Consider the following 25,799-nt stretch of genomic DNA (forward strand, 5'->3'; position numbering starts at 1 on the left):
CCCCCCCCCCCCCCCCCCCCCCCCCCCCCCCCCCCCTCTCCAGTCTTTAGCTGAATGCGCTCATGGTTGTAAAAGTGGATATAGCGGTCAATCCTCTCGTTGGCTTCAGAGAAAGTCGCCGGTTTGCGGCGGCAAATGCACTCCGTTTTAAGAATGGAGAAGAGATTTTCCGCCATGGCATTATCATATGGGTTGCCTTTCCTTAGCCTGGCAGGCAGAGCAAAAAGCGTGGATACAGAGTTCCTTCCTCATGTTGTTATCCATGGCAAGACCTATGATCTCACCGTTATAACAGTCCAGAACGGCTGCGACGTAAAGCTTTCCGTCTGCACACGGGACTTGCGTGATATCTGTCAGCCACTTTTGATTTGGCGCCTGAGCTGAGAAATCGCGCTGAATGAGATTTCCTGCCTTTTGTGCCGCTGCATCCGCTCTGGTCAGGCTGTTTGCCCTGTGTGGAGCTGATTTCAACAGCCCTCCGCGTTTCATGGCGCGGCGAACTCCACTGCGGCTGACACGGATTCCTCGCTGCTCCAGAGCAAGCTGTATCCGCCTGACTCCGTAGTTTCGGTTACCTGGTGTCTCCGCATAGATCTCTCTAATTTTGACCAGAAGAAGCTGCCAAGGTTTTGTTCCCGTGATCCGACGTACGCTGCGGTAGTAACCGGATTCGCTCACATGCAGAACTCGACACATGGAGTGAACCGTATGTTCATTGTGCCGCAGCGTGATGTACTCATACAGCAGTTCAGGCTTCACTTCTTCCGGTCTTTTGCGAAAAAACCAAGGGCGTCCTTGAGAATTTCATTTGCTTTACGGAGTTCCGCATTTTCACGCATAAGTCTCCGCTCATTCTCAGACAGCGGCGCATCTCGCCGTATCCCGCTGCCCACAAAGGCATGATCTCCGAACGTCTTCCGTTTCTGACGCCACTCCGCCAGAGAATAATATGGGATCCCCAGTTGTGATGCTGCCTGCTTCACGCCGACTTCATCGGACAGCTTGACTGCTTCCTCTTTGAATTCCTTATCATATTTGCGCATCGTAAACACCTTCCTGTATTTCTTATTCTATCACTTTTGGGTGTTTACTCTCTGCACTTCTATGATATCCCTCCAGAGATTCCTGCACGGTTGCACCCCTACGTCCATCACTTCAATCATGGGCGACCGATGCCGCCCAGCACATAAGAACCCAGTTCAGTACAGGACTGAACTGGGCCTTAAAATCATGTTGTTTTTAGTTGTTGCCTATTTTTATTTGATACTGGCGGCTGTGACTTATGTCCAAACGTTCTCCCTTTAGATGCTGTCCGAAATCGAGTTATATCGAGCACGATCAACCACCTTCGCGGGAGTTAGACATTACTCTATAGGGACAAGACCGGATCACCCATAGAATAGGTGCCAGATTCGGTCCTGCAAGTGACTATACTCTTATTTCAGCATAGCCCCAGCGATGACGGAACGCTGAATCTGGTTGGTTCCCTCATATATTTGGAAGATTTTTGCGTCGCGCATCAGCTTTTCCACCGGGTACTCCCGGCTATAGCCGTACCCACCGAATATCTGCACCGCGTCCGTAGTGACCTTCATAGCACAGTCACCGGCGTAGGCCTTGGCGGCAGAGGCGGCTATCTGGAAATTTTCCCCTGCATCACACAGACGGGCGGCATACAGCATCAGCTGCCGGGCGCTTTCCTCGGCAATCTTCATATCTGCCAGCATGAACTGGATGCCCTGGTTGGCCGCGATAGGTTTACCAAAAGTAACCCGGGTCTTAGCGTAATCGGCAGCCAGCTCAATGGCGTGGCGCATGATGCCCACCGCGCCGGCGGCACAGTTGACCCGGCCTCGCTCCAGCACCTTCATGGCTGTGATAAAGCCGCGGCCCTCCTGACCCAGCAGGTTCTTGGACGGAATCCGTACATCCTCAAAGATCACGTCCGTGGTGTTGGACAAGCGTATGCCGAATTTGTCCTCTTCCTTGCCGCTCTTCACACCCCTGGATCGCTCCACGATGAAGGCAGACAGTCCCTTGACGCCCTTGCTTTTATCGGTCACAGCAATGACAACGAAGATGTCGGCAATGCCGCCGTTGGTGATAAAGCACTTGGTACCGTTCAAAATGTAGTCGTCACCGTCCCGTACAGCCGTGGTGCGCACGGCGGCGGCGTCGGAACCAGCCTGGGGCTCTGTGAGGCAGAAGGCTCCCAGGTGCCCTTGGGCAATGAAGTCGCCGAAGTACTGCTTCTGCTCTTCGCTTCCCGCGTTCATCACTGCCTTGACCGCTAGATCTGATGCTCCGAAGGTAGTGCTGAAGCCCGCCTCATAGGAGGAAAGTTCCTCCTGCACGATGCAGTAGTCTTCATAGCTCAGTCCAATGCCGCCGTACGCCTCGGGGAGTTCCAGCAGATGCAGGCCTATCTCGAAGCCCTTGCGAACCGCTTCCATGGGCACCTCGCCTTTGCGATCGTACTCCGCCATAATGGGTACAACTTCTTTTTTCATGAAGTCGGCCACCATGCTCTTCAGGCTCAGTTGATTTTCTGTGTACAAACTCATAAATAACCTCCCGCGCCCTCAGGCGCTCCGTTTGATGGTAGTTTGGCGTTCCGTCAGCCCTCAGGGCAGCCGCTCAAACACGCCTGCGGCACCCATACCGCCGCCGATACACATGCTAACCATACCGTAGCGTCCGTCACGGCGCTGCAGCTCCCGTATCACTTTAACCGTCAGCAGGGAGCCGGTGCACCCCAGTGGGTGGCCCATAGCGATGGCGCCGCCGTTAACGTTGACCTTCTTCTGATCCAATCCCAGGGTGTTAATGCAGGCGAGAGACTGGGCGGCGAATGCCTCGTTAAGTTCAATGATATCCATATCCTCCTGGCGGAGCCCGGCGATCTTCAGCGCTTTAGGGATGGCTGCAATGGGGCCGATCCCCATCAGCACAGAGGGCACCCCCGCTACGGCGAAGCTGATAAATTTCGCAATGGGCCTTACCCCCAGCTCCGCAGCTTTCTCTCCAGACATGAGTATAACAAAAGCCGCACCGTCGCTGGTCTGAGAGGAGTTGCCGGGAGTCACGGTTCCGCCCAGCTTAAACACGGTGTGCAGTTTGCCCAAACTCTCCATCGTGGTCTGAGGACGGATACCCTCGTCCTCCGCCACGGTTCGCAGCCCCATACGGGTGTGCCCTGTCTCGTCTACATAAGTGGTGACCGCCTCTACAGGAATAATTTCCTGGGCAAATTTCCCTTCCGTCCGGGCGGCGTTGGCCCGTCGGTGGGACTCCATGGAAAATTCATCCTGCATCCGGCGGGTCACACCGTACTGTTCCGCTACATTTTCGGCAGTGATGCCCATAGCAGTGTAAGCGTCCGGCTGAGACTGGATCAGATCCGGATTGGGGGCGACGATGTTGCCGCCCATGGGAATAGTGCTCATCAGCTCGATGCCGCCGGCAATTATCACCTCGGCCTGTCCCGCCATGATGGCATTGGCAGCGGTGGCAATGGTTTGCAGACCGGAAGAGCAAAATCGGTTTACGGTCTGGCCAGGGATATCCACCCCGGGGATAGCCTTGGATATCACGATCTTCGCCAGGTTCATGCCCTGCTCCGCTTCTGGGAAAGCGCAGCCCACGATCACGTCATCAATATGCCGGGCATCCAACTGCGGGACCTGCTTCAGTACGCCGGAGAGCACCTGTGCGCCTATATCCTCGGGGCGGGAGAGGCGGAACACGCCCTTGGGGGCCTTGCCGATGGCTGAGCGGCCCAGGGCCACGATTACTGCATCTTTCATTTCACGTACCCCCTTAATTCCTGAGCGGTTTGCCGGTGGTCAGGATGGCCCGGACCCGCTCCAGCGCCTGCTTGGTCACGATCAACTTAGCATTGCCCTCGGCTTCCAGATCCAGCAACTCTCTCTCGCTTACCAGAGTACCCTTGGGAACGTCACCGCCGGTAACCACCCTCGCCAGAGCAGAGAGCACCTCCACATCGTAATCGCTGATCATGTTGCCCTTGCGCATGGTAGAAATCATATAATCCAATGCGGCCCTTCCGCTGATGCCGGTAACCTTGACGGGCTTGGGGGCCGTCTGGCGGAAGCCGTCCACGCTCATGCGCAAAGCCTCCTTCTTAGCCTCTTCTACCAGCTGATCGCGGTTCATCACGATGCGGTCGGAGTCCCGCAGGAAACACATATGTCGTGCGTCAAAGGCGTTTTTGGACACTGTGGCGGTGGCAATGGTCTTCCACACCTTCTGAACCACGGGATTCAGGTCTGGGAAACCGAAAGGCTCCACCTTCTCCATGCAACGGTAGAGATATTCCTTTACACCGCCGCCGCCAGGGATGATACCTACCCCGACTTCTACCAGCCCCATATAGCTCTCGGCATGGGCCACTACCCGGGAGCAGTGGAGGGCAAACTCCAGGCCGCCGCCCAATACCTTGCCCGCCACCGCGGCAATCACGGGCTTTTGAGCGTATTTGAGCCGCAGGCTCACCTTGTGGAACCTTCTGGGGGACTCCTCCAGTGCCTGATAGTTGCCCGCCTCGGCGTTCTTGAGAAATTGGGTCAGGTCCGCTCCCGTGAGGAAGTTCGTTCCCGCATTGGCCAGCACCAAGGCACGATACGCCGGGGTCTGTTCCACCAGGTCCAGCGCGTCCAGCAGATGCTCCATAAAAGACTCGTTGATGGCATTTCCCTTGGTCCTTATCTCCAGGCAGAGCACCCCGTCGTCTAGGTCCAGCAGGGCGGAGTCGCCGTACTCCTTCACTGTGGGGTACTGAGCGGAGAGCCGCCGGTCCAGCGGGTCGATATTGTAGAAGGATGTCTCTCCCCGTCCGAGGCGTTCCTCAATCCACCGGGGGATGGCAGCGCCCTCGTCCCGCATCCGCTGTACCGAGCGCTCCACACCGATGACATCCCAGGTCTCGAAGGGACCCAGCTCCCAGTTGTAGCCCCACTTCATAGCTTTGTCGATGTCCTGATAGTTCCATGCGATTTCCTCGGCCTTTTCCGCGCTATAGAGCAGAAAGCCTTTGGTACTCTCCCAAGTGAACCGTCCTGCGTCGCTGTCATCCCAGAGAAGCTTGTTCAGCCGTTCCCGAGTATTCCGGCCCTTGAGGGCCTCCTCCACAATGGGGATCTTCACACCCTTCTTGGGCACATACTCCTTCCGTTCCGGATCCCACACCAGCTTGACCTTTTTCCCGCTTGGGTCGGATGCCTTCATGTAGAAGCCGCCCTTGGTCTTGTTTCCCAGTTGACGGTTTTGGTACATCTCATGGATAAATTGGGGAAGCTCAAAGGCACTCGCTTCCTCGGTATTGCCGGCCTCCAGCAGCTTTTCCCGGACGTTCCCCGCCACATGATAGAGGATGTCCAAACCCACCATATCTGTGGTGCCAAAGCTGGCGCTACGGGGACGCCCTACCACCGGGCCAGTCAGATAGTCCACGGTCTCGACGTCATAGCCGTACTTGAGCATGAGCTGGAAGGTCTGTACGCTCTTATATACGCCGATGCGGTTGCCGATGAAGTTGGGTGTGTCCTTGGCCACCACCACGCCCTTGCCCAGCACCCGCTCGCCAAACTCCTTCATAAAAGCCATGCGGTCCGGGCAGGTCTCCTGGCCGGGGATCAGTTCCAGTAGGTGCATATACCGGGGTGGATTAAAGAAATGGGTACCCAGGAACTGCTTGCGCATCTCCCGGGGCAGTCCCTGAGCGATGCCGGTGATAGAGACACCCGAGGTATTGCTGCTGATGAACGCGCCAGGCTTGAGATAGGTACGTATCTTCTCCAGCAGGTCTTGCTTGGCCTTCAGATCCTCGATGATGACCTCCACCACCCAATCACAGTCCCTCAGAAGTTCCAAGTCGTCCTCCAAGTTGCCCACCGTAATCAGAGTTGCGTGCTCCGGGTCATAGATGGTGCCCCGCTTGGGGTCGCATACCCGTTCCTTGCCGCCTTGGGCAAAGCGGTCGCGGAATGTGCGGCTTTTGGTATCCACTCCCTTGATCACGTCCTCCTCAGTCAGCTTTGGGGGAACGATGTCTAAAAGGATGACGGGAATACCGGCGTCTGCGACCAAGGCCGCGATACCCGCACCCATGGTGCCGGCTCCGATTACGGCCGCCTTTTGGATGCTGAAGGACGTTGTTTTATTGATGCAGTCCATCCTGTTCACTCCTTTGCAAGTTTAAACGACTCCTTAGAGATACGATTCCGATGTAAGGCAGAACCGGTGTGCTGAGGTTGAAAGGGACTCCTGGCACAGAAAATATGCAAACGGCATGCCAATTTTCAGACGGCCAGCCATTTTCCGTATACTGTGCTCTGCCGGCAGATCCGCTTCCGCCCCTGTCCAAAACTTATGAAAAAATTGGATAAACCTGTTATGCCTTGTATACGGGAAGTTGGCGTGTTACAATAACTATACTTGGCGCAAAACAAACACAAAGAGGGGGGAGATAGGCGCTTTATGAGACCTCGGATACTGATTGCGGATGACGAACCAACAATTCGCAAGCTGTTGAAATTAGAATTTGAACGTGCCGCCTTTCTGGTAGATCTGGCGAACGACGGAAATATGGCCCTCACCCTACTGCAGAATGTACGGTATGATGCTGCCGTGCTGGATATCAGCATGCCGGTCTGTGATGGCCTGCAGGTGCTTCGGGCCATCCGTCAGCAGGGCCAGCCCATGATTGTCGTTATGATGACTGCCTACGGCTCCATCGACGGGGCGGTGACCGCCATGAAGATGCAGGCTGACGACTATATCACCAAGCCCTTTGATCCTCCCGATCTGGTGGAAAAGGTGGAGCAAATCCGAAGGGTCCGCCAACGAATGGCTCAGCTGGGGTGTCCCCACGCTGTCCAGACGCCCACGCTGATTGGGAAAAGCGCCGCCATAGTGCAGATCCGTACCACTGTGGAGAAGATACGCAACCGCAACACCACCGTACTTATCACGGGAGAGAGCGGCACTGGCAAGGGTGTGGTGGCCAAATACCTCCATCTGACCTCGGACCGCCGCAGTCTGCCCTTCACCCACATCGACTGCGCCTCTCTCCCCCATAATTTGATTGAGAGCGAGCTGTTCGGCTACGAAAAAGGGGCGTTTACCGGCGCAACCGCCCAGAAGAAGGGCAAATTAGAGCTTGCGGGGCAGGGCACCCTCTTTCTGGATGAGATCGGCACTCTCTCGCCCGAGCTCCAGGCCAAGCTGCTGGTGGCACTTCAGGAGCGGCGCTTTACCCGCTTGGGCGGTACCCAGGATATCCCCATTGAGGCCCGAATCGTGGCCGCCACCAATGAAAATCTAGAGCAGTCGGTGGCCGACGGCACCTTCCGGGCGGACCTCTACTACCGCCTGAGCATCGTGTGTATCGAGTGTCCGCCCCTGCGCAACCACCGGGAGGACATCCCCGAGTTGGCGCGCACCTTCATCCGCTCCCACATGGAAAAAACGGGGGTCGCCCTTGAGAGGGTGGACGACGATATCTTCGATGTGCTGATGGCCTATGACTGGCCGGGTAATGTGCGGGAGCTGGAAAACACGCTGGAGAGCGCCGTGGTTCTGTCCGACGGGCGCCACCTCCACGCCTCGGACCTGCCGAAAAAGATTACCTCCTGCGCCGGGGGACATAGCGCCTGCGCCTCCCCCCTCTCTCTGGAAAATCAGGAGATTATGGCCATTCTGGCCGCCCTGGAAAAGCACGGAGGCCACCGGGAGCATACCGCCCAGGAGTTGGGCATCTCCCGTCGGTCTCTGCAGTACAAGCTGGCGAAATACCACCTGAACAAATGACTTTATCAATAGAATTACGGCTCCGCAGACCACAAAGTGGTCCGCGGAGCCGTTTCCAATCCTGCGCTTTTCTACCGACAACCCCATACGTTTGTGCAAAATATGCCGTTTCTATTGCTCCACATGTACCAAAATTGCACAACCTTAGCGGCACGCTTTCCCGCGCGATACCGGCACCGGCTCCATTTTTCGACAAAAGCGCCCTTTCGCAGGTTTGGCATCGGATTTGCTTTTTTGTCTGACGTAAGGCAGTCCGGCGCATCGTTTCCCACAGAGGTACACACAGACCGGCACCGCAAGCCGGTCACCCCTGCAGAGGCAGGAAAGCGAGAGGGGAACGCATTCAGGCGGTCTAGGTACGGGCGGTGAGCCGCCCCACAGAAAGGAGCTTAATATTATGTCAACACTGCAGAAATCCTTTGACTGGAAAGCGTTGTTAGCCCTCGGTCTTGGATGCGTTGTCGGCTGGTCCTGGGTCATCTACAGCGGCATGTGGGGAAGTCTGGGCGGAACCATGGGCGGCGTTCTGGCCTTCGTCATTGTGGCCATTTTATGCAGCTTCGTGGGCTTGGTCTACGCAGAGCTGTCTTCCACCTACCCCAAGGCAGGCGGCGAGGTCATCTTCAGTATCGAAGCCCTCGGCCTGGGAGCCGCCCGAGTCGCCCAATGGATGTGTCTGCTGAGCTGGGTCGGCTTGCTGGCGGTGGAGGCCATCGGCATCCCTGTTATCCTCACCACCATCGGCTTTACCGTTCCCCAGGTGGTTCCGCTGTACCAGTTTGCCGGTGAAACCGTTTATCTGTCCTACATCCTCGTCTCCATCGGCATCAACGGTATATTTGCCGTCATCAATATCCTGGGCGCTTCCATCTCCGGCACTGTCCAGAAGTGGGCGGTCTATCTCTTGCTGGCCGCCGCCGTATTCTTCTGCGTCAGCGGCATCGCCCTCGGTGAGCCCGCCAACATGGAGCCGTTGTTCACCACACCCCAGGCCGTCTTCACCGTGTTGCTGATGCTGCCAGGCTTCATGTCCGGCTTTAATGCCATTCCCCAGGCCGCAGAGGAGGGCAAGGTGCCCCACAAGATGGTGGGTCGTGTGGTCATCATTACCATTTGGGCCGCCGCTATCTTCTATCTGATGATCGTCCTGGGCCTGGGCTTTGCCGCCCCGCTGGAGGTTCGCTCTGGTGCCGGTCTGGCGGTGCTCGATGCGGTCACCGTCCTTTTCAACGGTTCCATCGTGGCCCGCACTTTTGTGGCGATTGCCGCTCTTCTGGGTATGCTCACTACCTGGAATTCCGCCTATGTGGCTGGCAGCCGTCTGTTAGTGGGCCTGGGCCGGGCCAAATTTCTGCCCGGAATCTTCTCTGATATACATCCCAAATTTAATACTCCTTATAAGAGCATCTTATTCCTGTTCATCCTCAGCAGCCTTATGGTCTTCATGGGCGCGAACATGACCATTTTCGGCATTCTGGCGGACGCGCTGTCTCTGAACGTGGTGCTGGAGTGGGTACTGACCTCGGTATGCTTCTTGCGTCTACAAAAGATCCGTCCCGATTTGCCTCGCCCCTACCGGGTCAAGCATCCCAAACTGATTGGCTGGATCTCTCTCCTGTGCTGTCTGGCATTTACGTGCCTGTATCTCCCCTTTTCGCCCTCGGGTCTGATGCCCATCGAATGGGGTGTTTTGGCTGTGTATGTAATCTTCGCCCTCATCGTCGATCAAGTCTGGAATCGGAAGAACAAGAGTTCCCTGGAGGAACGCCGTCAACTCTTGGGTCTCAACGATATCGAAACAGAGTAATAACAAAGGGAGGTAAAAAAATGAACCCGCATCGTGAAGAATACAGCAAGAAGAAAATCAGTGTGGAACAGGCGCTCTCCATGGTCAAGTCCGGGGACATGATCTGGACCTCCTACAACGGCCTGGAGCCTGCCGCTTTTATGAGCAAACTCCACACCATTGCACCGCGGGTGGAGAACGTGGTTCTGCGCCATGCCGGCGTCTACCGTCCCTATCCCTTCGTGATGGATCCCGCCTGCAAGGGCCATATCATCCCCTGTACAGGCTTCTCCGATGATTATACTCGGGCCATGCACGACACCAGGAACACCTGGTTCATGCCCGCCCATCTGAGCACTGGCTTCGCCCGGGCCGGATTGGAGGAGACCGGGATTGACATCTTTGTCTGTATGGTCTCTCCCATGGATGACCAGGGCTACTTCCGCATGTCTCTGAGCGTCATCGCCGAGCAGGAGGCCGCCGAGATGGCCAAGATGATCATTCTGGAGGTCAACCCCAATCTGCCCCAGACCAACGGCGACGTGGAGATTCATATTTCCGATGTGGACTACCTCTATGAGAGCAACGAGCCCATCGTGGCTTTTGAGGAGGGTGCCCCCGGTGAGGTGGATATGAAGATCGGCAAATACGTAGCCGACCTGGTGCCCGACGGAGCCACCATCCAACTGGGTATCGGCAACATCCCCAACGCTGCCGCTCTGTACTTCATGGAGAAAAACGACCTTGGAATCCACACCGAGATGATCACCAGCAGCATGGCTAAGTTGGCTGAGGCCGGCGTTGTCAACGGCAAAAAAAAGACCCTCCACCGGGGAAAGATCATCGGGAACTTTGCCCTGGGCTCCCAGGAACTGTACGACTTTATCGACCAGAACCCCGCCGTCTGGCTCATGCGGGGCTCCTACACCAACGACCCCTATGTCATCGCGCAGAACGACAACATGATTTCCATCAACTCCGCCATCCAGGTGGACATGATGGGTCAGATCTGTTCTGAGAGCATGGGTCCCATCCAGTATACCGGCACCGGCGGCGCGGCAGACTTTGCCATTGGCGCCAACCACGCCAAGGGCGGAAAGGCCATCATCGCTATCCGCTCCACTGCTAAGAAGGGCACGATCTCTACCATCCAGCCCATACTTACCCCCGGCTCCATCGTCTCCATCAGCCGCAATGACATCGACTATATCGTCACCGAGTACGGTATTGCCAAAATGAGAGGCGTCCCCGTCTCCGGCCGTGTGGAAAACCTGATCAACATTGCCCATCCCGACTTCCGTGACATGCTGCGCGCGGGTGCAGAGCAGTATAAACTTTGGTAAAATAAGAAAGGAGAAGCACTATGGAATACCTGTCTTTGAAGAAAGAGGGCCACATCGGCATTATTACCCTGGACCGTCCCCCGGTTAACGCCCTGAACTATCAGGCCTACAGCGAGATTTTCGAGGTCTTCGAACTGGTGGCTCAGGATCCTGAAATCTGGTGTGTCATCTTCCAGGCCAAGAACAAACTCTTCTGCGCCGGAAACGACCTGAACGAATTGGACGAGACCGCTCAGAGCGGCGCCGAAGACACCCACGAGATTCCTTACGGCGATATGGTGGAAAAGGGCCTGACCTCTGTAATCAAGTGCAAGGTACCTGTTATTACCTGTGTCCACAGCACCGCTGTGGGAGCCGGCTTCTGCATCGCCACCTACTCCGATATCGTCCTAGCCGCCCCCGAGGCTAAATTCGGCATCACCGAGGTCACCGTGGGCATCATCGGCGGCGGGCCCGAAGCCAGCCACTCTCTTCCGCCCAAGGTAGTCCGCTACATGGCCCTGACCGGCAATCTGCTCACAGCCCAGCAGGCCAAGGACTACAACATGGTCATGGATATCGTCCCCCAGGATCAACTGCTGGAAACTGCCATGAAGTTGGCCAAACGCATCATCTCCCTGCCGCCCTTCACCGTCAAGTGCATGAAGGAATCCCTGAACAACATCTATCCCCCCGCTCACATTGCTGATCTGGTGGCCTTCGACGGGGACAAGACGATGCAGTCTCTAGAGTCGGAAGACTATAAGGAGGCCCTGCGCGCCTTCCTGGAGAAGCGTCCCCCAGTCTATCACGGCAGATAAGCCCGTATTCGGGACCTGCCCCAGACGTCTTCGTGTCCGGGGCGGGTTCCCTTTTATAGATGAAGCTATACTCCGCCTCAGACGGACAGGAGATGAGCACCTATGCTGTTTCACGATCCCAGCTGCCGCGCCGAAGTCACATTGAAAGAGAACCACGCTATGGGGATGTACCGCCTATGTCAGTTGGACTGGGTCGCCATCTGTACCAAAACCAACCAGGGCGCAATTTATATCGACGCCCAGCGGGACGAGACCGGGGCCGCGGGAGATATTCCCCAACGCTTTCTGGATCAGTACGGCCACGAGCTGACCTGCGACGATGGGATGCAGCTCTTTCAGATGGAGGACTGCTACTTCCGCAAGATCCCCATCCGCCGGGATGCCAGCTACAGCGTTTTCGCCTTGTATTGCCGCAAAGGAGAAGATATCAGCCCGGCAAATCTGGAGTGGCTGCAGATTTGTTCCGAGTTGAAGTACGCCTATACCCTGCTGAACAACGAGTCCATCCAGGAGCGGGACCTATCGGAAAACATCGTAGACAGCATTGAGAGCGCCATCGTGGTCTTGGACCTGACCGGAAAGGTAGTCAGCTGCAATGGAAACATCCGCCACATGTTTGGCATTGGGGTAAACACTCTATTGAGCCGGAATTTCCTGACCTGTATCAACCCCGCCTGCCGCGACGCTTTTAGCGAGTGCTTCCAGCGGATAACACAGCTTGGTCAGCGCCAGCTTCTGGGGGACATAGCCCTCTTTCCGAACACCGACCGCATCGTCAATGCCACCCTGTCGCCCCTGCGGAACAGCAAGGGCCATCTGGTCGGGGGGGTGCTGGTGGGAAACGACGTAACCAGTCTGCGTTCCATGGAGCACGAGTTGCAGCAGAGCAAGCAGTTCAGCCTTCTAGGTCAAATTTCCGCCGGACTGGCTCATGATGTAAAAAATCCCCTGATGAACATTAACGGCTGCGCCGGCGCTCTGTTGCGCAATGGCGGCCTGTCGCCGGAGCATCAGGAGTTGCTCAACATTATTCTCCATGAGAGCGGCCGCATCAACAACGTCATCGAGCAGATGCTCTCCTTCGGCAATATCAGTGTCTCCCGCAAGCCGTCGGCTATGAATCTGAACGATGTGCTCGACAACTGCGTGCGCATCATCAATCGGCAGAAAAACGGCAAGCAGATCGATATGGACGTGGCTTTGGACCCGTCCATCCCCACACTGATTGCAGACAACGGCGGTCTGCAGCAAGCGTTTCTCAATGTGCTGATCAACTCCGTGGAGGCCATTCAAACCAGCGGAACGATTCGGGTCTGCAGCCGCCGACTGCCCCGCACAGCCCAGGTCTCCATTCAGGACACTGGCTGCGGCATCCCGCCGGAGAAGATTGATCATCTGTTTAAGCCTTATTATTCCACGAAAGCGAGGAATGGCGGCTCCGGCCTGGGTCTTTTTGTGGCCAAGCGAGTATTCGACCAGAGTAAAGCTATCGTATCTATAACATCCGAGCAGAACATCGGCACAACGGTAACGGTAACGTTCCCGCTGCCGGAGCCTCTGCCAGCGGAAGGAGAAGAATGCCATGGAATATAAGAAAACAGCCTTTCACTGTGAGGCGGGAGTGGCCACCATCACAATGGACTGTCCAGAAAACCTCAACGCCATCGATGTGGATATGGCCAAAGAACTGCTGGAGCGTCTTTACCAGTGCGACCGGAGTTCAGAGGTCAAGGTCGTCGTGCTCAAGGGCGGTGTCAGAGCCTTCTCTGCCGGCGGGGACATCCGCTATCTTTACGACAATATCCAGCGGGGAGTTGTTGAATCCTCCGAGCTGGTCGTTTTGGTAGGCAAACTGGCCCTGGCCATGAAGCAGCTGAACAAGCTGGTTATCTGCGCGGTCAGTGGCTCCGCCGCCGGAGCCGGGGCCAACCTGGCCCTGTCCGGAGACTTTGTGGTCTGTTCGGAAAACGCCCGGTTTATCCAGGCGTTTGTGGGCATCGCTCTGGTACCGGACACCGGCGGTCCCTATCTGCTCAGCCGAAGCATCGGCGCTCAGCGGGCCCTTGAGATGTGCATTACCGGTCGTCCTGTCCCCGCGGAGGAGGCCCTCCGGCTGGGGCTGGTCCACGAGATCTGTCCCAGAGAGGAACTGGAGGAGCGCACCATGGCCTTGGCCCGCAAGTTGGCCGCCGGGCCGCTCTTCGCCTATACCAACATCAAAAAGCAGGTCTATGGCGCCGCGTTCCACGACTACGACCGTTACCTCCATCAGGTGGAGGAGACGACAATGAACTCCTGCGCGGACACCCACGACTACAGGGAGGGCGTACGGGCTTTTGTGGAAAAGCGTTCTCCCCAGTTCAACGGGACCTAGTGGCGATGCCCTGTCCCGGATGCCTTTTATGAGGAGGAATCTGCTTCATGTTTGATGAACTGATCTCCGCCGTCACCGATACGGCGGCTTTTTCAGAGAGTTTACACAGCTATCTCTCTCATTTTTCCTTCAACTCCGCCATCATCCTGATCATGATGATCTTTATGGTCGTGGGCGCGGTGGACAAGATCCGCGGCAATCGGAAGGGCTATGGCGCCGCTTTTGACGAGGGCTTCCATGCCATGGGCCCCCTGGCCGTTGCCATGGTGGGCGTCATCGCCGCCGCTCCGGTGCTGTGTATGATCCTCCAGCCCATCATTACCCCCATCTACGCTCTCTTCGGCGCCTCGCCCGCCGTCTTTGCCACCACGCTGCTGGCCAGCGACATGGGCGGCTACTCTCTGGCCATGTCGCTGGCTGGCTCCGACCAGGCCATCGGCAATTTTGCCGGACTGATTGTAGGAACCACCATGGGGTGCATCATCCTCTTTGATATTCCTGTAGCCCTGTCCATTGTTCCGAAGAAGGACTGCTCCATCCTGGCCTGTGGTATACTGTGCGGCTTGGTCACGGTTCCTCTGGGCTGTCTGACCGGCGGGCTGGCTATGGGCCTGACGCCCTATTCGCTGAACCTGCTGGCCCTCATTCAAAACATTATCCCCGTCACGATCATCGCGGTTCTGATCGCCATCGGGCTATGGTTCAAACCGGAAGCCATGATGAACGGCTTCGACAAATTCGGCGCAGTGGTCACTGCCGTCATCACCGTCTGCACCGTTGTCGCTGTGTTCCAGTACCAGACCGGCATCCGCTTCCCCCTGGCGGAAATCATGGTAGCTGAGGATGCCAATGGAATGTCTCCCCTGAAAGAGAGCCTCATCACCGTGGGCAACATCGCTCTAGTGCTCATTGGGGCCTTCCCGATGGTGGAGTGGATCAAGCGTACCTTTCGCAAGCCGCTGATGTCCTTCGGCAAGCTGCTGGGCGTGGATGAGACTGCCTCCGCTGGGTTCGTGGCCAATCTAGCCAACAATATCCCGGTATTCAACATGGTCAAGGACATGACCCCCAAGGGCAAGCTACTGAACATCTCCTTCGCCGTGTGCGCCGCCTTTGTCTTCGGTGACCACCTGGGCTTTACTGCCGGCGTCAATCAGGATATGATCCTGCCGGTAATCGTGGCCAAGCTCACCTGCGGCATCTGTGCACTGATCCTGGCAAACCTGCTCTCCGACAAGCTGCTGGGCAAGGCGGCCAAACTCTGACCCGGAGGGATGGTCGCCCCTGACGGCCGCAGCCTTTGCACCCGTACGCCCTAGTACTGCGCGCGGAAGAGAGGAGGACTGGATGGCGCGAGAAGAGTGGATTCCCCTAATAAAACTGGCAATCGCGATCTACGTGAGCGCTGCGGTATCTGAGCTATGTGGCTTTCCCTCTCCGCTGACCGCGGTGTTCAGTGCGGTGTTTCTCATGGCATATGGCAATACGATATACGGTGCTCTGGCCTACGGCCTGCTGCGAATCAAGGCACAGCTGCTCGGCATTGTCATCGGAGCCCCGGTGTTTTTCTTCCTAGCCCGCTTTGATGGCATCCCCAAGGCACAGCGACTGGCCCTCGGCCTATCGGTCAGCGCGTTTCTTATCCTGCTGGTCGGGCGAATCAGGAAACTGGATATACCGGACATGACGCTGTACTCTCCCGTGCTTATGATACAGTTCATGACCGGCGGCGATTCTTTCTATCCGGTAAAACGGCTTCTCTACTGCCTAGTAGGGATTGCAGTAGGGGTCGCTGTGAATATTATCGTGTACCCGCCAAGACATCGCGCAGCCCTGACCAGGTCTGTGCAGGAGATGGACCGCGCTCTTACGGCATTATTTGTGGAGCTGCTGGAGCACAAGCCGGTATCGGGCGTCGATTCTCAGAAGCTGGAGCATCTGCGCAGGCTGGCGGAACAGGTGCGGCATTACGCGGGTCTTATGTCAAAAGATTATTTTCTGGAACGGGACAAGGACAGGTGTCAGCGCTTTGCCCGATTCTGCCGGGGAAAAGCCGACTCCTGTAGTGCGCTGCTGGAGCTGCTGGCCAATCTGCCCAACGCAGAGGGACAGAAGGACCAAGGAGGATACGCCTGCTTTTTGAGGGCACTATTCCAGTCCCACCTGCAGCTGCTCTCCGGAGACCGTGAGGTCTGCCTTGCGGCTCTTGGGGAACTCCCGATTAACATTCCCTTCCACGAGCTTACCCTCTGGCACGGGCTATGTACCTACAGGTCGGTACTGAAGACCCATCTCATGCGTTCTGATGAATACAATGCCTGCACCGGCGGGGAAGGGGCCGTGGGCCGGAACTTCTTTGAAACAAACGGCAAAAACAGAACCAAATTACAGCAGGAGGAAACAAAATGAATATCTTAGTATGTGTCAAACAGGTGCCGGACACGACGGAGATTCGAATCGACCCTGTGAAGAACACGTTGATTCGGGACGGGGTACCGAGCATTGTGAACCCGTTCGATGGCTATGCACTGGAGGCAGCAGCCCGGATCAAGGACAAGGCCCCAGAGACTAAGATCGTGGTGGTCACCATGGGTCCGCCTCAGGCTGCGGCGGCGCTGAAGGAGTGCCTTGCCATCGCAGCGGACAAAGCATACTTAGTGAGCGCACGGAGCTTCGGCGGGTCAGACACTCTGGCCACCAGCTACATCCTGTCCAACGCTGTGAAGAAGATAGAGACGCTGGAGGGTAAGTTCGATGCCATCTTCTGCGGCAAGCAGGCGATCGACGGAGACACGGCCCAGGTGGGGCCGGAACTTGCCGAGCACCTGGGCTATCCCCAGGTGACTTACGGCCTGGAGGTTGAGGCGGAGGAAAGCATGCTTATAGTGAAGAAGGAGACTGAGGAGGGAGCAGAACTCATAGGTGTGCGTACCCCCTGCGTGGTCACCTTCACCAAGCCCGCTTGGGACCCCCGCTACCCCACCATCAAGCGGAAAATGGCGGCCAACCGGGTAGAGATCCCGGTGCTGGACGATGCCATGTTTCCGGGGATCGATGCCGCCCGCATCGGCCTGAAGGGCTCTCCCACCCACGTAAAAAAGACTTTTGTGCCCCAAAAGAAGAGCGGCGGCACGAAGATTCAGGAAGCAACGAACGAGGACTCCGCAAAGAAGCTGTTTCAGGCTCTGCGCGAGGCCAGTATCATCTAAGGGAGGGAAGCGCAATGGAAGCCAAAACGAAAGAGCTTTGGGTATTTATAGAGACCAATGGGGATGGCACTGCCAAAAACGTGGGTCTGGAACTGCTCACCCCCGGAAAGGCCATGGCGGCCAAACAGGGCGGAGCTCTGACCGCTGTGGTCATCGGTCATCACACGGACGCGGCTATAACCGCTGCCGCGCAGCATGGAGCAGACAAGGTAATCGTAGTGGACGGCCCGGAATATGAACACTACACCACCGACGCCTACGCCATCGCTTTGTGCACCTTGGTGGAGCAGTACGGCCCCACAAGCATGCTCATTGGCGCCACCAACAACGGTCGGGATCTGGGCCCCCGGGTGGCCTGCCGCCTGAAGACCGGCCTCACCGCAGACTGCACCGCCCTGGACATTGACGAGGAGTCTGGTAACGTGGCCTGGACCCGCCCCGCCTTTGGCGGCAACCTGATGGCCACCATCCTCTGCCCGGACCACCGGCCCCAGATTGGCACCGTGCGTCCCGGCGTGTTTAAAAAGTCCGCCCCCGTGGCCCTCAGGGCTGAGATTATCCGCGAAAAACTCCACGTCCCCGCCGAGCAGATCCGTACGCAACTTCTGAAGGTCATTCAGGAGGCAGCCGGAGCGCTGGTAGACCTGGAAAGCGCGGAGATCATCGTCTCTGGCGGCCGCGGCGTGGGCGGGCCCGAGGGTTTTGAGCCTATCCAAGCCTTGGCCAAAGTCCTAGGCGCCACTGTGGGTGCCTCCCGCGCCGCCGTAGACTCCGGCTGGATCCCCCACAGCCATCAGGTGGGTCAGACCGGAAAGACCGTAGGTCCCAAACTCTACATCGCTTGCGGTATCTCCGGTGCCATCCAGCATTTGGCCGGTATGTCCAGCTCCGACGTCATCGTCGCCATCAACAAAGATCCCGATGCCCCCATCTTTGACATTGCAGACTACGGTGTTGTTGGCGATCTTTTTCAAATCCTTCCTGCCCTTACCAATGAGATCAAGAAGGCCCGCGGCCAGGGATGCGATAATTAATCGAGGGCTTCCGCTCCAAATTCCGGTCAGCGGCATTCACCTGCATATACCTTTTGAACATGCAAAAAACGGCCCGCAAAACGCGTGTCTTTCTTTTGGAGTTTCGCGCCCTTTTGTCGCTCCGTCCTTCGGTGATCAAACTGCTCGGCGGAAATAAATTCCGCCTCCGCCAAGGGTTTCGCCTTTGGGTGAAAACACTTGCGCCGCGCAAAAGCGCCGCCCACCGTGTAGGGCCCGTATGTTCCAAACAGCTTTTTTGCCGCATTGAGGCAAAGCAAAGTCCTGTCGCTGCAATAGCGGCAGGACTTTTTCTTATAGAAAAAACCACTGGCGGGAAGCGTCGCACAACCTTTTCCAGCACCGCCGGGTATGGCGTATGCGGGAACGACACATGCGCGCTATTTGGACCCGGTCAAATTACGGAGGTGGAGATAGACCGTATTTTTGGAGATACTCAACAATTCCGCCGTACGCACCACGCTGTCCTTCAGGCTGAAGATCCCCTTTTCGTAGAGTTCGGAGACGATAGCCCTGTTTTTCAGATTGGCGGGAATTTTTTCGTTTGCACAGACCTGCTCCTTGACCTGGCGCACCGTGGCGTCAATGACATCGCCGATGTTGTCCGAGAATATCTCAGGGATGCTTTCCGGCGGCTGGTGCTGGCGGGGCGTAAGCGAACTGATCACATCGGCCAGGGGGGTGTTCAGATAAAAATTCATACACATCAGGCCGATAACTCGTCCGCGCTCGCCGTGGATGGCGATCGTGGTGGACTTGAGGGGTTCGTCCCGTTTGTTCTTTGTAAAATAGGAAATATAGGGAGGGTCTCCACCCGTCTCCTTAATGCGGGACAGCATCTCCAGCGCCAGATCGGTGATGGGGGCCCCCTCCCTGCGGCCGGTGTGATAGCCATTTAAAATCTTAATGACTGAACGGTCCAGATTTTCCAGACTGTGCAGCACAATCTCGTAGCCGCTGCCCAGATAGTCACTCAGGCCTTCCGCCATGGTCTTATAGGACTCCAGGATCATCCGATCCGCAGGTGTGAGTGAAACGGCAATTTGCTCCATAAACATCCTCCCAATTTTGCAAGTAAATAAAAAAGTGGAGTCAAAAGGTGACAAACAGAAAACTTTATAGTCTAGAAGTCAACAAAGCGTTCCCAAAACTAAAATAAATTTTACCACCATTCCAATTTGGATGCAAGCAATTGTGAAATATTTTCCAATAAAACGACAATAATGCAAAAAACCAGAAAAATCGGCCGCCAAAATAATTAATTTTTTTATTGAAAAAGATTTACAATGAAAAAAAGTTCATTTATAATCAGCAATGTAGGAAGCAGGACGCAACGGGCAAAGGTGCATCAGGTACCCGGCTCAGTGCGTCCATTTTCATTATCCGGCAAATCCAAAAACGCAGCACTGCAAGAGCAAAGAACTAAAACTGCAAAAACAGCTTATGCCCCTCACCAAACAAAGGAGAGAACAAAAATGGAAAAAGCGATCATCAGCAGCAGCAAAGCCCCGGCGGCGATCGGTCCTTATTCTCAGGCGGTAATTGGGAACGGCACGCTGTATGTGTCCGGTCAGCTGCCCATCGACCCAGCCACCGGCGTGATGCCCGAGGATCTCAAGGCCCAGGTGGCTCAGTCCATGAAGAATATCATAGCCTTGGTGAAGGCCGCCGGCGGTGATGAGACAAATATCGTCAAATGCGGCCTGTTTATCCAGGATATGAACTCCTTCGGCTTGATCAACGAGGCCTATCAGAGCTTCTTCGGCGAGGGGGCGCCCGCCCGCTTTGTGGTGGAGGTGTCCGCCCTGCCCAAGGGCGCGAAGGTAGAGATCGACGCCATAGCCGCACTGTAAGCGGGTGTGCGGATATGGCCGGTAAGGATAAGATCGCACGAAAGTTCCGTGGGGTAGAGGGAGGCCTGTTCACCAAGGTGACAAAGGCCGATGTGGGAGACAGCTTTGCTTCCATGGCCGGGCAGGTGGTACTCATGGGATGGGCGGACCCCTTCTATCCAGATCCCTCAGTGCCCGAAACGGTGAAGGAAGCTCTCATTGAGGCGGCACAGTGCGGCATTGCTTCCCACTATACCATGCCCATCGGCTCTGTGGAGCTGCGGGAAGAGATCGCCAAAAAGTGCAAGGCCTACAACCATCTGGATGTGGATCCCCGGCGCAACATCATTATCACTCCGGGTTCGGATTCAGGGCTGTTCTATGCCATGACGGTCTTCCTCGACCCCGGCGATGAGGTTCTGGTACCCGACCCAAGCTATCCCAGCAACTTTCTCAACCCCACGCTGATGGGCGGCGTTACGGTCCCGGTCCCCCTGGATGCGGCCAACGGCTACCAGTTTGACATGGATGCCTTCGAACGCTGTGTGACCGATAAGACCAAGATGGTGCTTATTACCCACCCAAACAACCCCACTACCACCGTATTTCGAAGGGAAAGCCTGGAGGCCCTGGCTGAGTTTGTCATCCGCCACGATCTCATCTTAGTGGTGGATCAGGCCTTTGAGGATATGATCTTCGACGATGTGGAGTTTGTCTCCCCCGCCAGCCTGCCCGGAATGTGGGAGCGGACCGTTACGGTATGCTCCATCTCCAAGGGCATGGGCCTGTCCGGGCTGCGGGTGGGTTACATCGTGGCCTGTGATACGTTTATGGACGTATACTACGGCGGCGCCGTCAACGTACTGGGGGCCACCAACACCGCCTCCCAGCTGGCGGCCATCGCAGCCTTCCGGGACACCAGCTTTATGGCCGGCTATAAGGCCCACTACGATCGCCGCCGCCAGGACGCCTACCGCATTCTGGGTTCGGTGCCCGGAGTCAAGATGGATATGCCCCAGTCCGGCTTCTTCTGCTGGATCGATGTATCCGAGCTGGGGGACTCCACCGAGATCATGGACTACCTCATCCGCCAGGCCGGAGTGGCCGTCAACGACGGCAAAAATTACGGTTCCCAGGGCAATGGCTGCCTGCGCATCATCAACGGCTGCCTGGGCAGCGACGACGAGTCGGAGCAGGTGCTCCAGCGCATTGCGCAGGCGCTGCGCGCCTACCAAGAGCAGGATTAGAATCTTTCTTAATAAAACGAATAATGAAAAGGAGAATGCAACATGAAAGCTACCACTCAGGCGGAAGGCCGTCCGTACTACCTCAATTGGGAACTGCAGAAGGCTGCTGAAAAGCTGCTGCGGGAGATCATGATGGTCAAGCCCGGCGAAACCGTTCTCATTACCTGCGACACCACCAACGATGAGCGCGTGATCAACGCCACCGCCGGCGCCGCCCTGACTATGGGCGCCTACCCCATCGTGATGCAGTACCCCGCCTCTCTGGAGCAAGCCATCATGATCGAACCCACTAAGCCTGTGCTGGAGGCCATCAAGGCCGCTGATGTGTGGATCGAGTATGATTACCAGCTGTTCTATACCCGCGGCTGGAAGCAGGCCATGGACTGCGGTACCCGTCAGATCACCGCCGCCTCGATGGACATCAATATGATGCTCAACGTCATCGGCCGTTTCGACCACAAGAAGATCGTGGAACTGGGCGAACGCCTGGTCGTGCTGCACAACGAGGCCAAGCAGATGCGCATCACCAGCCCCGGCGGAACCGATCTGACCTTTGCCTGCGAGGGCCGTCTGTGCAACCAGTCCGGCACCTATGCCGCTCCCGGCACCTCCGTCATGCTCTCCGGCCAGACCTCCATGTGCCCCATCGAGGAGACCATCAACGGCACCATCGTCTTCGACGGCGGTCTGTTCCCGCCCCAGGAGATCGGCCGCCAGGTCAACCCGGTCAAGCTGACCATTGAAAAGGGCGTCTGTACCAAAATTGAGGGGCCCGGCCGTGAGGCGCACCTGTTCCAGAAGTGGATGGCCAGCTGGAACGATCCCAAGATGTATTGGGTGGCGCATATCTCCTGCGGCTTCAACCCCGGTATCCCCGAGCCCACCGGCCGCATCGAGGAGGACGAGCGCATCTTCGGCTGTGTGGAGATCGGCCTGGGCACCCAGGGCGAGGGCCTGGGCGGCAAGAGCTGGGTGGCTGCCAACCACACCGACGGCATCATTCTCAACCCCTCCATCTACTGCGACGGCAAGGCCATTGAGGAGAACGGCTTCTATGTCGACCCCGAGTGCGTTCGCATCTGCGGCGAGCTGGGCGTGGCCGGTTACTAAGTCATGGACGGGGTGTTAAAGGCGCTGACCGCGCAGGTCGATGCCCACATTGACGCACTGTTTGCAAGCCTGAACGAGCAGATCGCCATCCCCAGCGTAGAGGGAACGCCCGCCCCGGGCGCCCCCTTCGGCAGCGCGGTGGCTCAGGCTCTGGAGCATATTTTGGGCCTGGGCGCACAGATGGGGTTTTGTGTAAAAAACCACGACGGGTACGTAGGCACCATCGAGTGGGGCGAAGGCGAGGTGCTCGGTATCCTCTCCCATGTAGATGTGGTGCCCCCCGGCGACCTGTCCGCGTGGAACAGCGACCCCTTCACCCTCACGGAGAAAGATGGATTTCTTCAGGGACGGGGCGTAGCCGACGATAAGGGGCCTCTGCTCTCCTGCCTGTATGGAATGTATGCGTTAAAACAGATGGGCTTTGTACCCAAAAAGCAGGTCCGCGTGATCATCGGCACCAACGAGGAGACCGGCTGGGGCTGCATGGACTACTATAAAAAGCACCTGGATCCTCCCGCCTACAGCTTCTCTCCCGACGGCATGTACACCGTAGTCAACCGGGAGAAGGGCATTTTGGGCGCAGACTTTGCCAAGGAGATCGAGGGGGCGGGCGCCTGCATCCAGGCCGGCGAGGCCGGGAACCTGGTGCCCGCCGGGGCCGCGGCATGGCTGCCCTGTACGGCAGCCCAAGCACAGGCGGCTGTGACCGCCTATTCCGCCCCCGAGGGCATGCGCTTTACCGTGAGCGAGGAGCGGGAAGGCACGTGCATCCGCTGCAAGGGCAGAAACGCCCCTTCTCACAGTCCCGCCCGGGGCGTGTCCGCCATCCAGGGCCTGCTGCATGTGATCGCCGGGTGCGAGGGCGCGCCCGGGGCGCTGCGGGACGCGGCCGGGGAACTGCTGGGCCTGATGGGGGAACAGCCTGACGGCGCAGCCATGGGGATCCGCTGTGCGGACGACGTGTCCGGCGAGTTGACCACCAACCTGGGCATGCTCAGTCTGAACGACGGCATGCTGACCGCCAAGCTGGACGTGCGTGCCCCGGTCACCGTCTCCCTGGATGACGTCGCAGCCAAGGTGAAGGACGCTTTTGCAGGCCAGGGCTACCACTGCGCAGGCGAGCATCTCAAGCACCCTTTGTACGTCCCGGCAGACAGCAGCTTCATCCAGACCCTCTGCCGCGTCTATGAGACGGTGGCGGGGGAGGAGGCGGTACTCTCCGCCATCGGCGGCGGCACCTATGCCAGGGCCTTCCCCAACTGTGTTTGCTTTGGTTCGGTCTGGAGCTGTTGACAAAGTCTGTTTTCAAAAATATGGCCTTGCAAAAAGTTTATCAAATAGCATATATTTGATAGTAAATAACAACAAACAAGCAAGAAAAACCTATTTGCTTTTTCGATAAGGGACTTTGTCAACAGCCCCGGTCTATCCAAAGGAGGAACTGACCGTGCATTCCCCCAACGAGCGGACGCTGAGAGCGAATATTATCAAAAACACGATAATGTACGGCTACGCGATTCATGAACTGACCGACTAAAGGAGGAACAGAACAATGAAAACCATGAAACGAATCTTGTGCGGCGTTTTGTCGGCCGCCCTGCTGGCTGCCCTGGCCGCCTGCGGCACTACAGACGGCGGAGGCGCCGCAAACACCGCGGCCCCCGGCAATACCGGCGCCCCCAGCACCAGCGCGCCTGCGGGCGCCACGGTTTTGCGCGGCACCTGCACCACCACCCCTGAGACCGTCGACCCTGCCCGGGGCACCGGCGAAAACGACCTGATGCTCTATGTCAATCTGTACGAGTGCCTGGTGGCCCCCAACGCAGAGGACGGCAGCCCGGAGCCCCAACTGGCGGAGCGCTGGGAGGCCAGCGAAGACGGTCTGAGCTACACCTTCCAGCTGCGCCAGGATGTGACCTTCGCCGACGGGACCCCTCTGACCTCCAAGGACGTCAAGTACAGCTTTGACCGCATGATGACCATGGGCGAGGGTTTCGCCTATGTGCTCAAAGATGTGCTGGCTGAGACGGTGGCGGTGGACGAGCACACCGTGGAATTCAAGCTTTCCAAGACCTTTGGCCCCTTCGTCTCCGCTCTGACCGCTTTCCGTATCGTCAACAGCGCTCTGGTGGAGGCCAACACCGCCGCCGAAGGGATGTACGGTGACAACGGCGACTACGGCACCGGCTATCTGCTGACCCACTCCGCCGGCTCCGGCCCCTACGTCATCAGCAGCTTTACGGTCCATGACACCATGGTGCTGACCAAGAACGCGAACTACTGGAACGGTGCCGTGCCTGCTGCCGCGCCCGACACGGTGGAAATCCAGGAGTTGACCGAGGCATCCACCACCAAGATGCTCATGAGCAACGGTGATCTGGACTTTGTCCATGGCCACCAGGACTCCACTACCATCGCTGCTCTGACCGCCAACGACGGAATCGAGGTAGCTGAGCTCCAGGAGGCCGGCCTGAACTACTTCATGATGAACACGCAAAAAGCCCCCACCGATGACGTGCACATCCGCCGCGCCATCTCTTACGCCTGTGATTATGAGCAGATGAAGCAGATTTTGGGCGGCGCTCCCGATGCCAACGGCCCCGTACCCACAAACCTGTTCGGATATGTGGATGACTTTGAAGGCTACTCCTATGATCTGGACAAGGCCAAGGAGGAGATCGCCGCGTCCAAATACGCCAGTGACCTGGCGAATTACCCCATCCAGCTGGACTACATTGAAGGCAACGGCGACACCGGCAAACTGGTGTACTTGATGGCCTCCTCGCTGGAGAGCCTGGGCTTCAAGGTGGTCATCAACGAGACTCCTTGGGTACAGTTCTGCAACAATGAGGCCGAGATCGCCACCAGCCCCAACGTGACCAACGCCTTTGCCACCGCCGGCTATCCGGAAGCCGGCTCCATCCTGGAGTTGAAGTATGCCTCCTGGACGGTGGGCAACTGGAACCAGAACGAGTGGATGCAGGATGAAAAGTTTGACTCCATGCTCAACGAGGCCCTGGGGACCGTGGATGACGACGCGCGGATCGCGCTGTACGGCCAGATGCAAAAGTACCTGGTGGAGGAGGTCGTGCCCTCCGTCTACACATGCGCCTCTGTCATCAAGCCCATCTACAACGCCAACAACTTTGAGTGGCCGGCCAAGCACGCCACCACGGAATACAACTTCTACTACGCGGACTATATCATGAAGTAAAT

The 25,799-nt window shown here is 57.2% G+C and carries 22 protein-coding genes; 15 read left to right on the top strand and 7 right to left on the bottom strand.

Annotated features, from left to right (window positions below):
- The 6 genes from NE547_RS18640 to NE547_RS11130 all read right to left on the bottom strand — a co-directional run.
- On the bottom strand, nucleotides 1–176 hold a 176-nt coding region (locus NE547_RS18640), incomplete at its 3' end, for an IS3 family transposase (protein WP_370866846.1).
- Between the two features lie 7 nt (nucleotides 177–183).
- A complete protein-coding gene (locus NE547_RS11110) occupies nucleotides 184–759 on the bottom strand; it encodes an IS3 family transposase (protein ID WP_256175958.1) in 576 nt (191 codons plus the stop codon).
- The gene (locus NE547_RS11115; protein WP_256175959.1) at nucleotides 756–1,043 is read right to left on the bottom strand and encodes a transposase; all 288 of its coding nucleotides are present in this window, start codon (nucleotides 1,041–1,043) and stop codon (nucleotides 756–758) included. The genes NE547_RS11110 and NE547_RS11115 overlap by 4 nt, the downstream gene beginning before the upstream one ends.
- A 393-nt stretch (nucleotides 1,044–1,436) precedes the next feature.
- Complete coding sequence (locus NE547_RS11120) at nucleotides 1,437–2,564, bottom strand: acyl-CoA dehydrogenase family protein (RefSeq protein WP_186908429.1); 1,128 nt, start codon at nucleotides 2,562–2,564, stop codon at nucleotides 1,437–1,439.
- Nucleotides 2,565–2,624: 60 nt separating this feature from the next.
- Nucleotides 2,625–3,806, bottom strand: a complete 1,182-nt coding sequence (locus NE547_RS11125) for an acetyl-CoA C-acyltransferase (protein ID WP_256175960.1) — start codon at nucleotides 3,804–3,806, stop codon at nucleotides 2,625–2,627.
- A 13-nt stretch (nucleotides 3,807–3,819) separates the two neighbouring features.
- Nucleotides 3,820–6,195: a 3-hydroxyacyl-CoA dehydrogenase/enoyl-CoA hydratase family protein gene (locus NE547_RS11130; RefSeq protein WP_256175961.1), complete on the bottom strand. Its 2,376-nt coding sequence runs from the start codon at nucleotides 6,193–6,195 to the stop codon at nucleotides 3,820–3,822.
- A gap of 303 nt (nucleotides 6,196–6,498) precedes the next feature.
- Here NE547_RS11130 and NE547_RS11135 point away from each other — a divergent pair, with 303 nt between their 5' ends.
- The 10 genes from NE547_RS11135 (at nucleotide 6,499) to NE547_RS11180 (ending at nucleotide 18,376) form a co-directional block, all read left to right on the top strand.
- Entirely contained in the window at nucleotides 6,499–7,830 is a 1,332-nt protein-coding gene (locus NE547_RS11135; protein WP_256175962.1) for a sigma-54 dependent transcriptional regulator, read from the top strand.
- 397 nt (nucleotides 7,831–8,227) lie between these two features.
- Nucleotides 8,228–9,637, top strand: a complete 1,410-nt coding sequence (locus tag NE547_RS11140; protein ID WP_256175963.1) for an APC family permease — start codon at nucleotides 8,228–8,230, stop codon at nucleotides 9,635–9,637.
- A 20-nt stretch (nucleotides 9,638–9,657) separates the two neighbouring features.
- Entirely contained in the window at nucleotides 9,658–10,959 is a 1,302-nt protein-coding gene (locus NE547_RS11145) for an acetyl-CoA hydrolase/transferase family protein (RefSeq protein ID WP_186908434.1), read from the top strand.
- Between the two features lie 20 nt (nucleotides 10,960–10,979).
- Nucleotides 10,980–11,759, top strand: coding sequence for an enoyl-CoA hydratase/isomerase family protein (locus tag NE547_RS11150; protein WP_186908435.1), 780 nt, complete (start codon nucleotides 10,980–10,982; stop codon nucleotides 11,757–11,759).
- Between the two features lie 102 nt (nucleotides 11,760–11,861).
- Complete coding sequence (locus tag NE547_RS11155; RefSeq protein ID WP_256175964.1) at nucleotides 11,862–13,352, top strand: nitrogen regulation protein NR(II); 1,491 nt, start codon at nucleotides 11,862–11,864, stop codon at nucleotides 13,350–13,352.
- On the top strand, nucleotides 13,342–14,133 hold the full coding sequence (locus NE547_RS11160) for an enoyl-CoA hydratase/isomerase family protein (protein ID WP_256175965.1): 792 nt from the start codon (nucleotides 13,342–13,344) through the stop codon (nucleotides 14,131–14,133). Before NE547_RS11155 ends, NE547_RS11160 begins: the two co-directional genes overlap by 11 nt.
- Before the next feature lie 47 nt (nucleotides 14,134–14,180).
- On the top strand, nucleotides 14,181–15,398 hold the full coding sequence (locus NE547_RS11165) for an ethanolamine utilization protein EutH (RefSeq protein ID WP_256175966.1): 1,218 nt from the start codon (nucleotides 14,181–14,183) through the stop codon (nucleotides 15,396–15,398).
- A gap of 82 nt (nucleotides 15,399–15,480) precedes the next feature.
- On the top strand, nucleotides 15,481–16,542 hold the full coding sequence (locus NE547_RS11170) for an aromatic acid exporter family protein (protein WP_256175967.1): 1,062 nt from the start codon (nucleotides 15,481–15,483) through the stop codon (nucleotides 16,540–16,542).
- On the top strand, nucleotides 16,539–17,342 hold the full coding sequence (locus NE547_RS11175; RefSeq protein ID WP_186908440.1) for an electron transfer flavoprotein subunit beta/FixA family protein: 804 nt from the start codon (nucleotides 16,539–16,541) through the stop codon (nucleotides 17,340–17,342). The genes NE547_RS11170 and NE547_RS11175 overlap by 4 nt, the downstream gene beginning before the upstream one ends.
- 14 nt (nucleotides 17,343–17,356) lie before the next feature.
- The gene (locus NE547_RS11180; protein WP_256175968.1) at nucleotides 17,357–18,376 is read left to right on the top strand and encodes an electron transfer flavoprotein subunit alpha/FixB family protein; all 1,020 of its coding nucleotides are present in this window, start codon (nucleotides 17,357–17,359) and stop codon (nucleotides 18,374–18,376) included.
- A 398-nt stretch (nucleotides 18,377–18,774) separates the two neighbouring features.
- Here NE547_RS11180 and NE547_RS11185 read toward each other — a convergent pair whose 3' ends face one another.
- The gene (locus tag NE547_RS11185) at nucleotides 18,775–19,446 is read right to left on the bottom strand and encodes a transcriptional regulator (protein ID WP_186908442.1); all 672 of its coding nucleotides are present in this window, start codon (nucleotides 19,444–19,446) and stop codon (nucleotides 18,775–18,777) included.
- A 423-nt stretch (nucleotides 19,447–19,869) separates the two neighbouring features.
- On the opposite strand from NE547_RS11185, the gene NE547_RS11190 reads away from it, so the two are divergent.
- The 5 genes from NE547_RS11190 to NE547_RS11210 all read left to right on the top strand — a co-directional run bounded on the left by NE547_RS11190 (nucleotide 19,870) and on the right by NE547_RS11210 (nucleotide 25,797).
- Nucleotides 19,870–20,247: a RidA family protein gene (locus NE547_RS11190; protein ID WP_186908443.1), complete on the top strand. Its 378-nt coding sequence runs from the start codon at nucleotides 19,870–19,872 to the stop codon at nucleotides 20,245–20,247.
- A gap of 14 nt (nucleotides 20,248–20,261) precedes the next feature.
- Complete coding sequence (locus tag NE547_RS11195) at nucleotides 20,262–21,473, top strand: pyridoxal phosphate-dependent aminotransferase (RefSeq protein WP_256175969.1); 1,212 nt, start codon at nucleotides 20,262–20,264, stop codon at nucleotides 21,471–21,473.
- Nucleotides 21,474–21,515: 42 nt separating this feature from the next.
- Nucleotides 21,516–22,583, top strand: a complete 1,068-nt coding sequence (locus NE547_RS11200; RefSeq protein WP_186908445.1) for an aminopeptidase — start codon at nucleotides 21,516–21,518, stop codon at nucleotides 22,581–22,583.
- Between the two features lie 3 nt (nucleotides 22,584–22,586).
- Nucleotides 22,587–23,876: a Sapep family Mn(2+)-dependent dipeptidase gene (locus NE547_RS11205; protein WP_256175970.1), complete on the top strand. Its 1,290-nt coding sequence runs from the start codon at nucleotides 22,587–22,589 to the stop codon at nucleotides 23,874–23,876.
- 259 nt (nucleotides 23,877–24,135) lie between these two features.
- A complete protein-coding gene (locus tag NE547_RS11210) occupies nucleotides 24,136–25,797 on the top strand; it encodes an ABC transporter substrate-binding protein (RefSeq protein ID WP_186908447.1) in 1,662 nt (553 codons plus the stop codon).
- Nucleotides 25,798–25,799 lie beyond the last annotated feature (2 nt).

It is taken from the genome of Flavonifractor sp. DFI.6.63 (assembly GCF_024462255.1).
In the GTDB taxonomy this organism is placed as follows: domain Bacteria; phylum Bacillota; class Clostridia; order Oscillospirales; family Oscillospiraceae; genus Lawsonibacter_A; species Lawsonibacter_A hominis.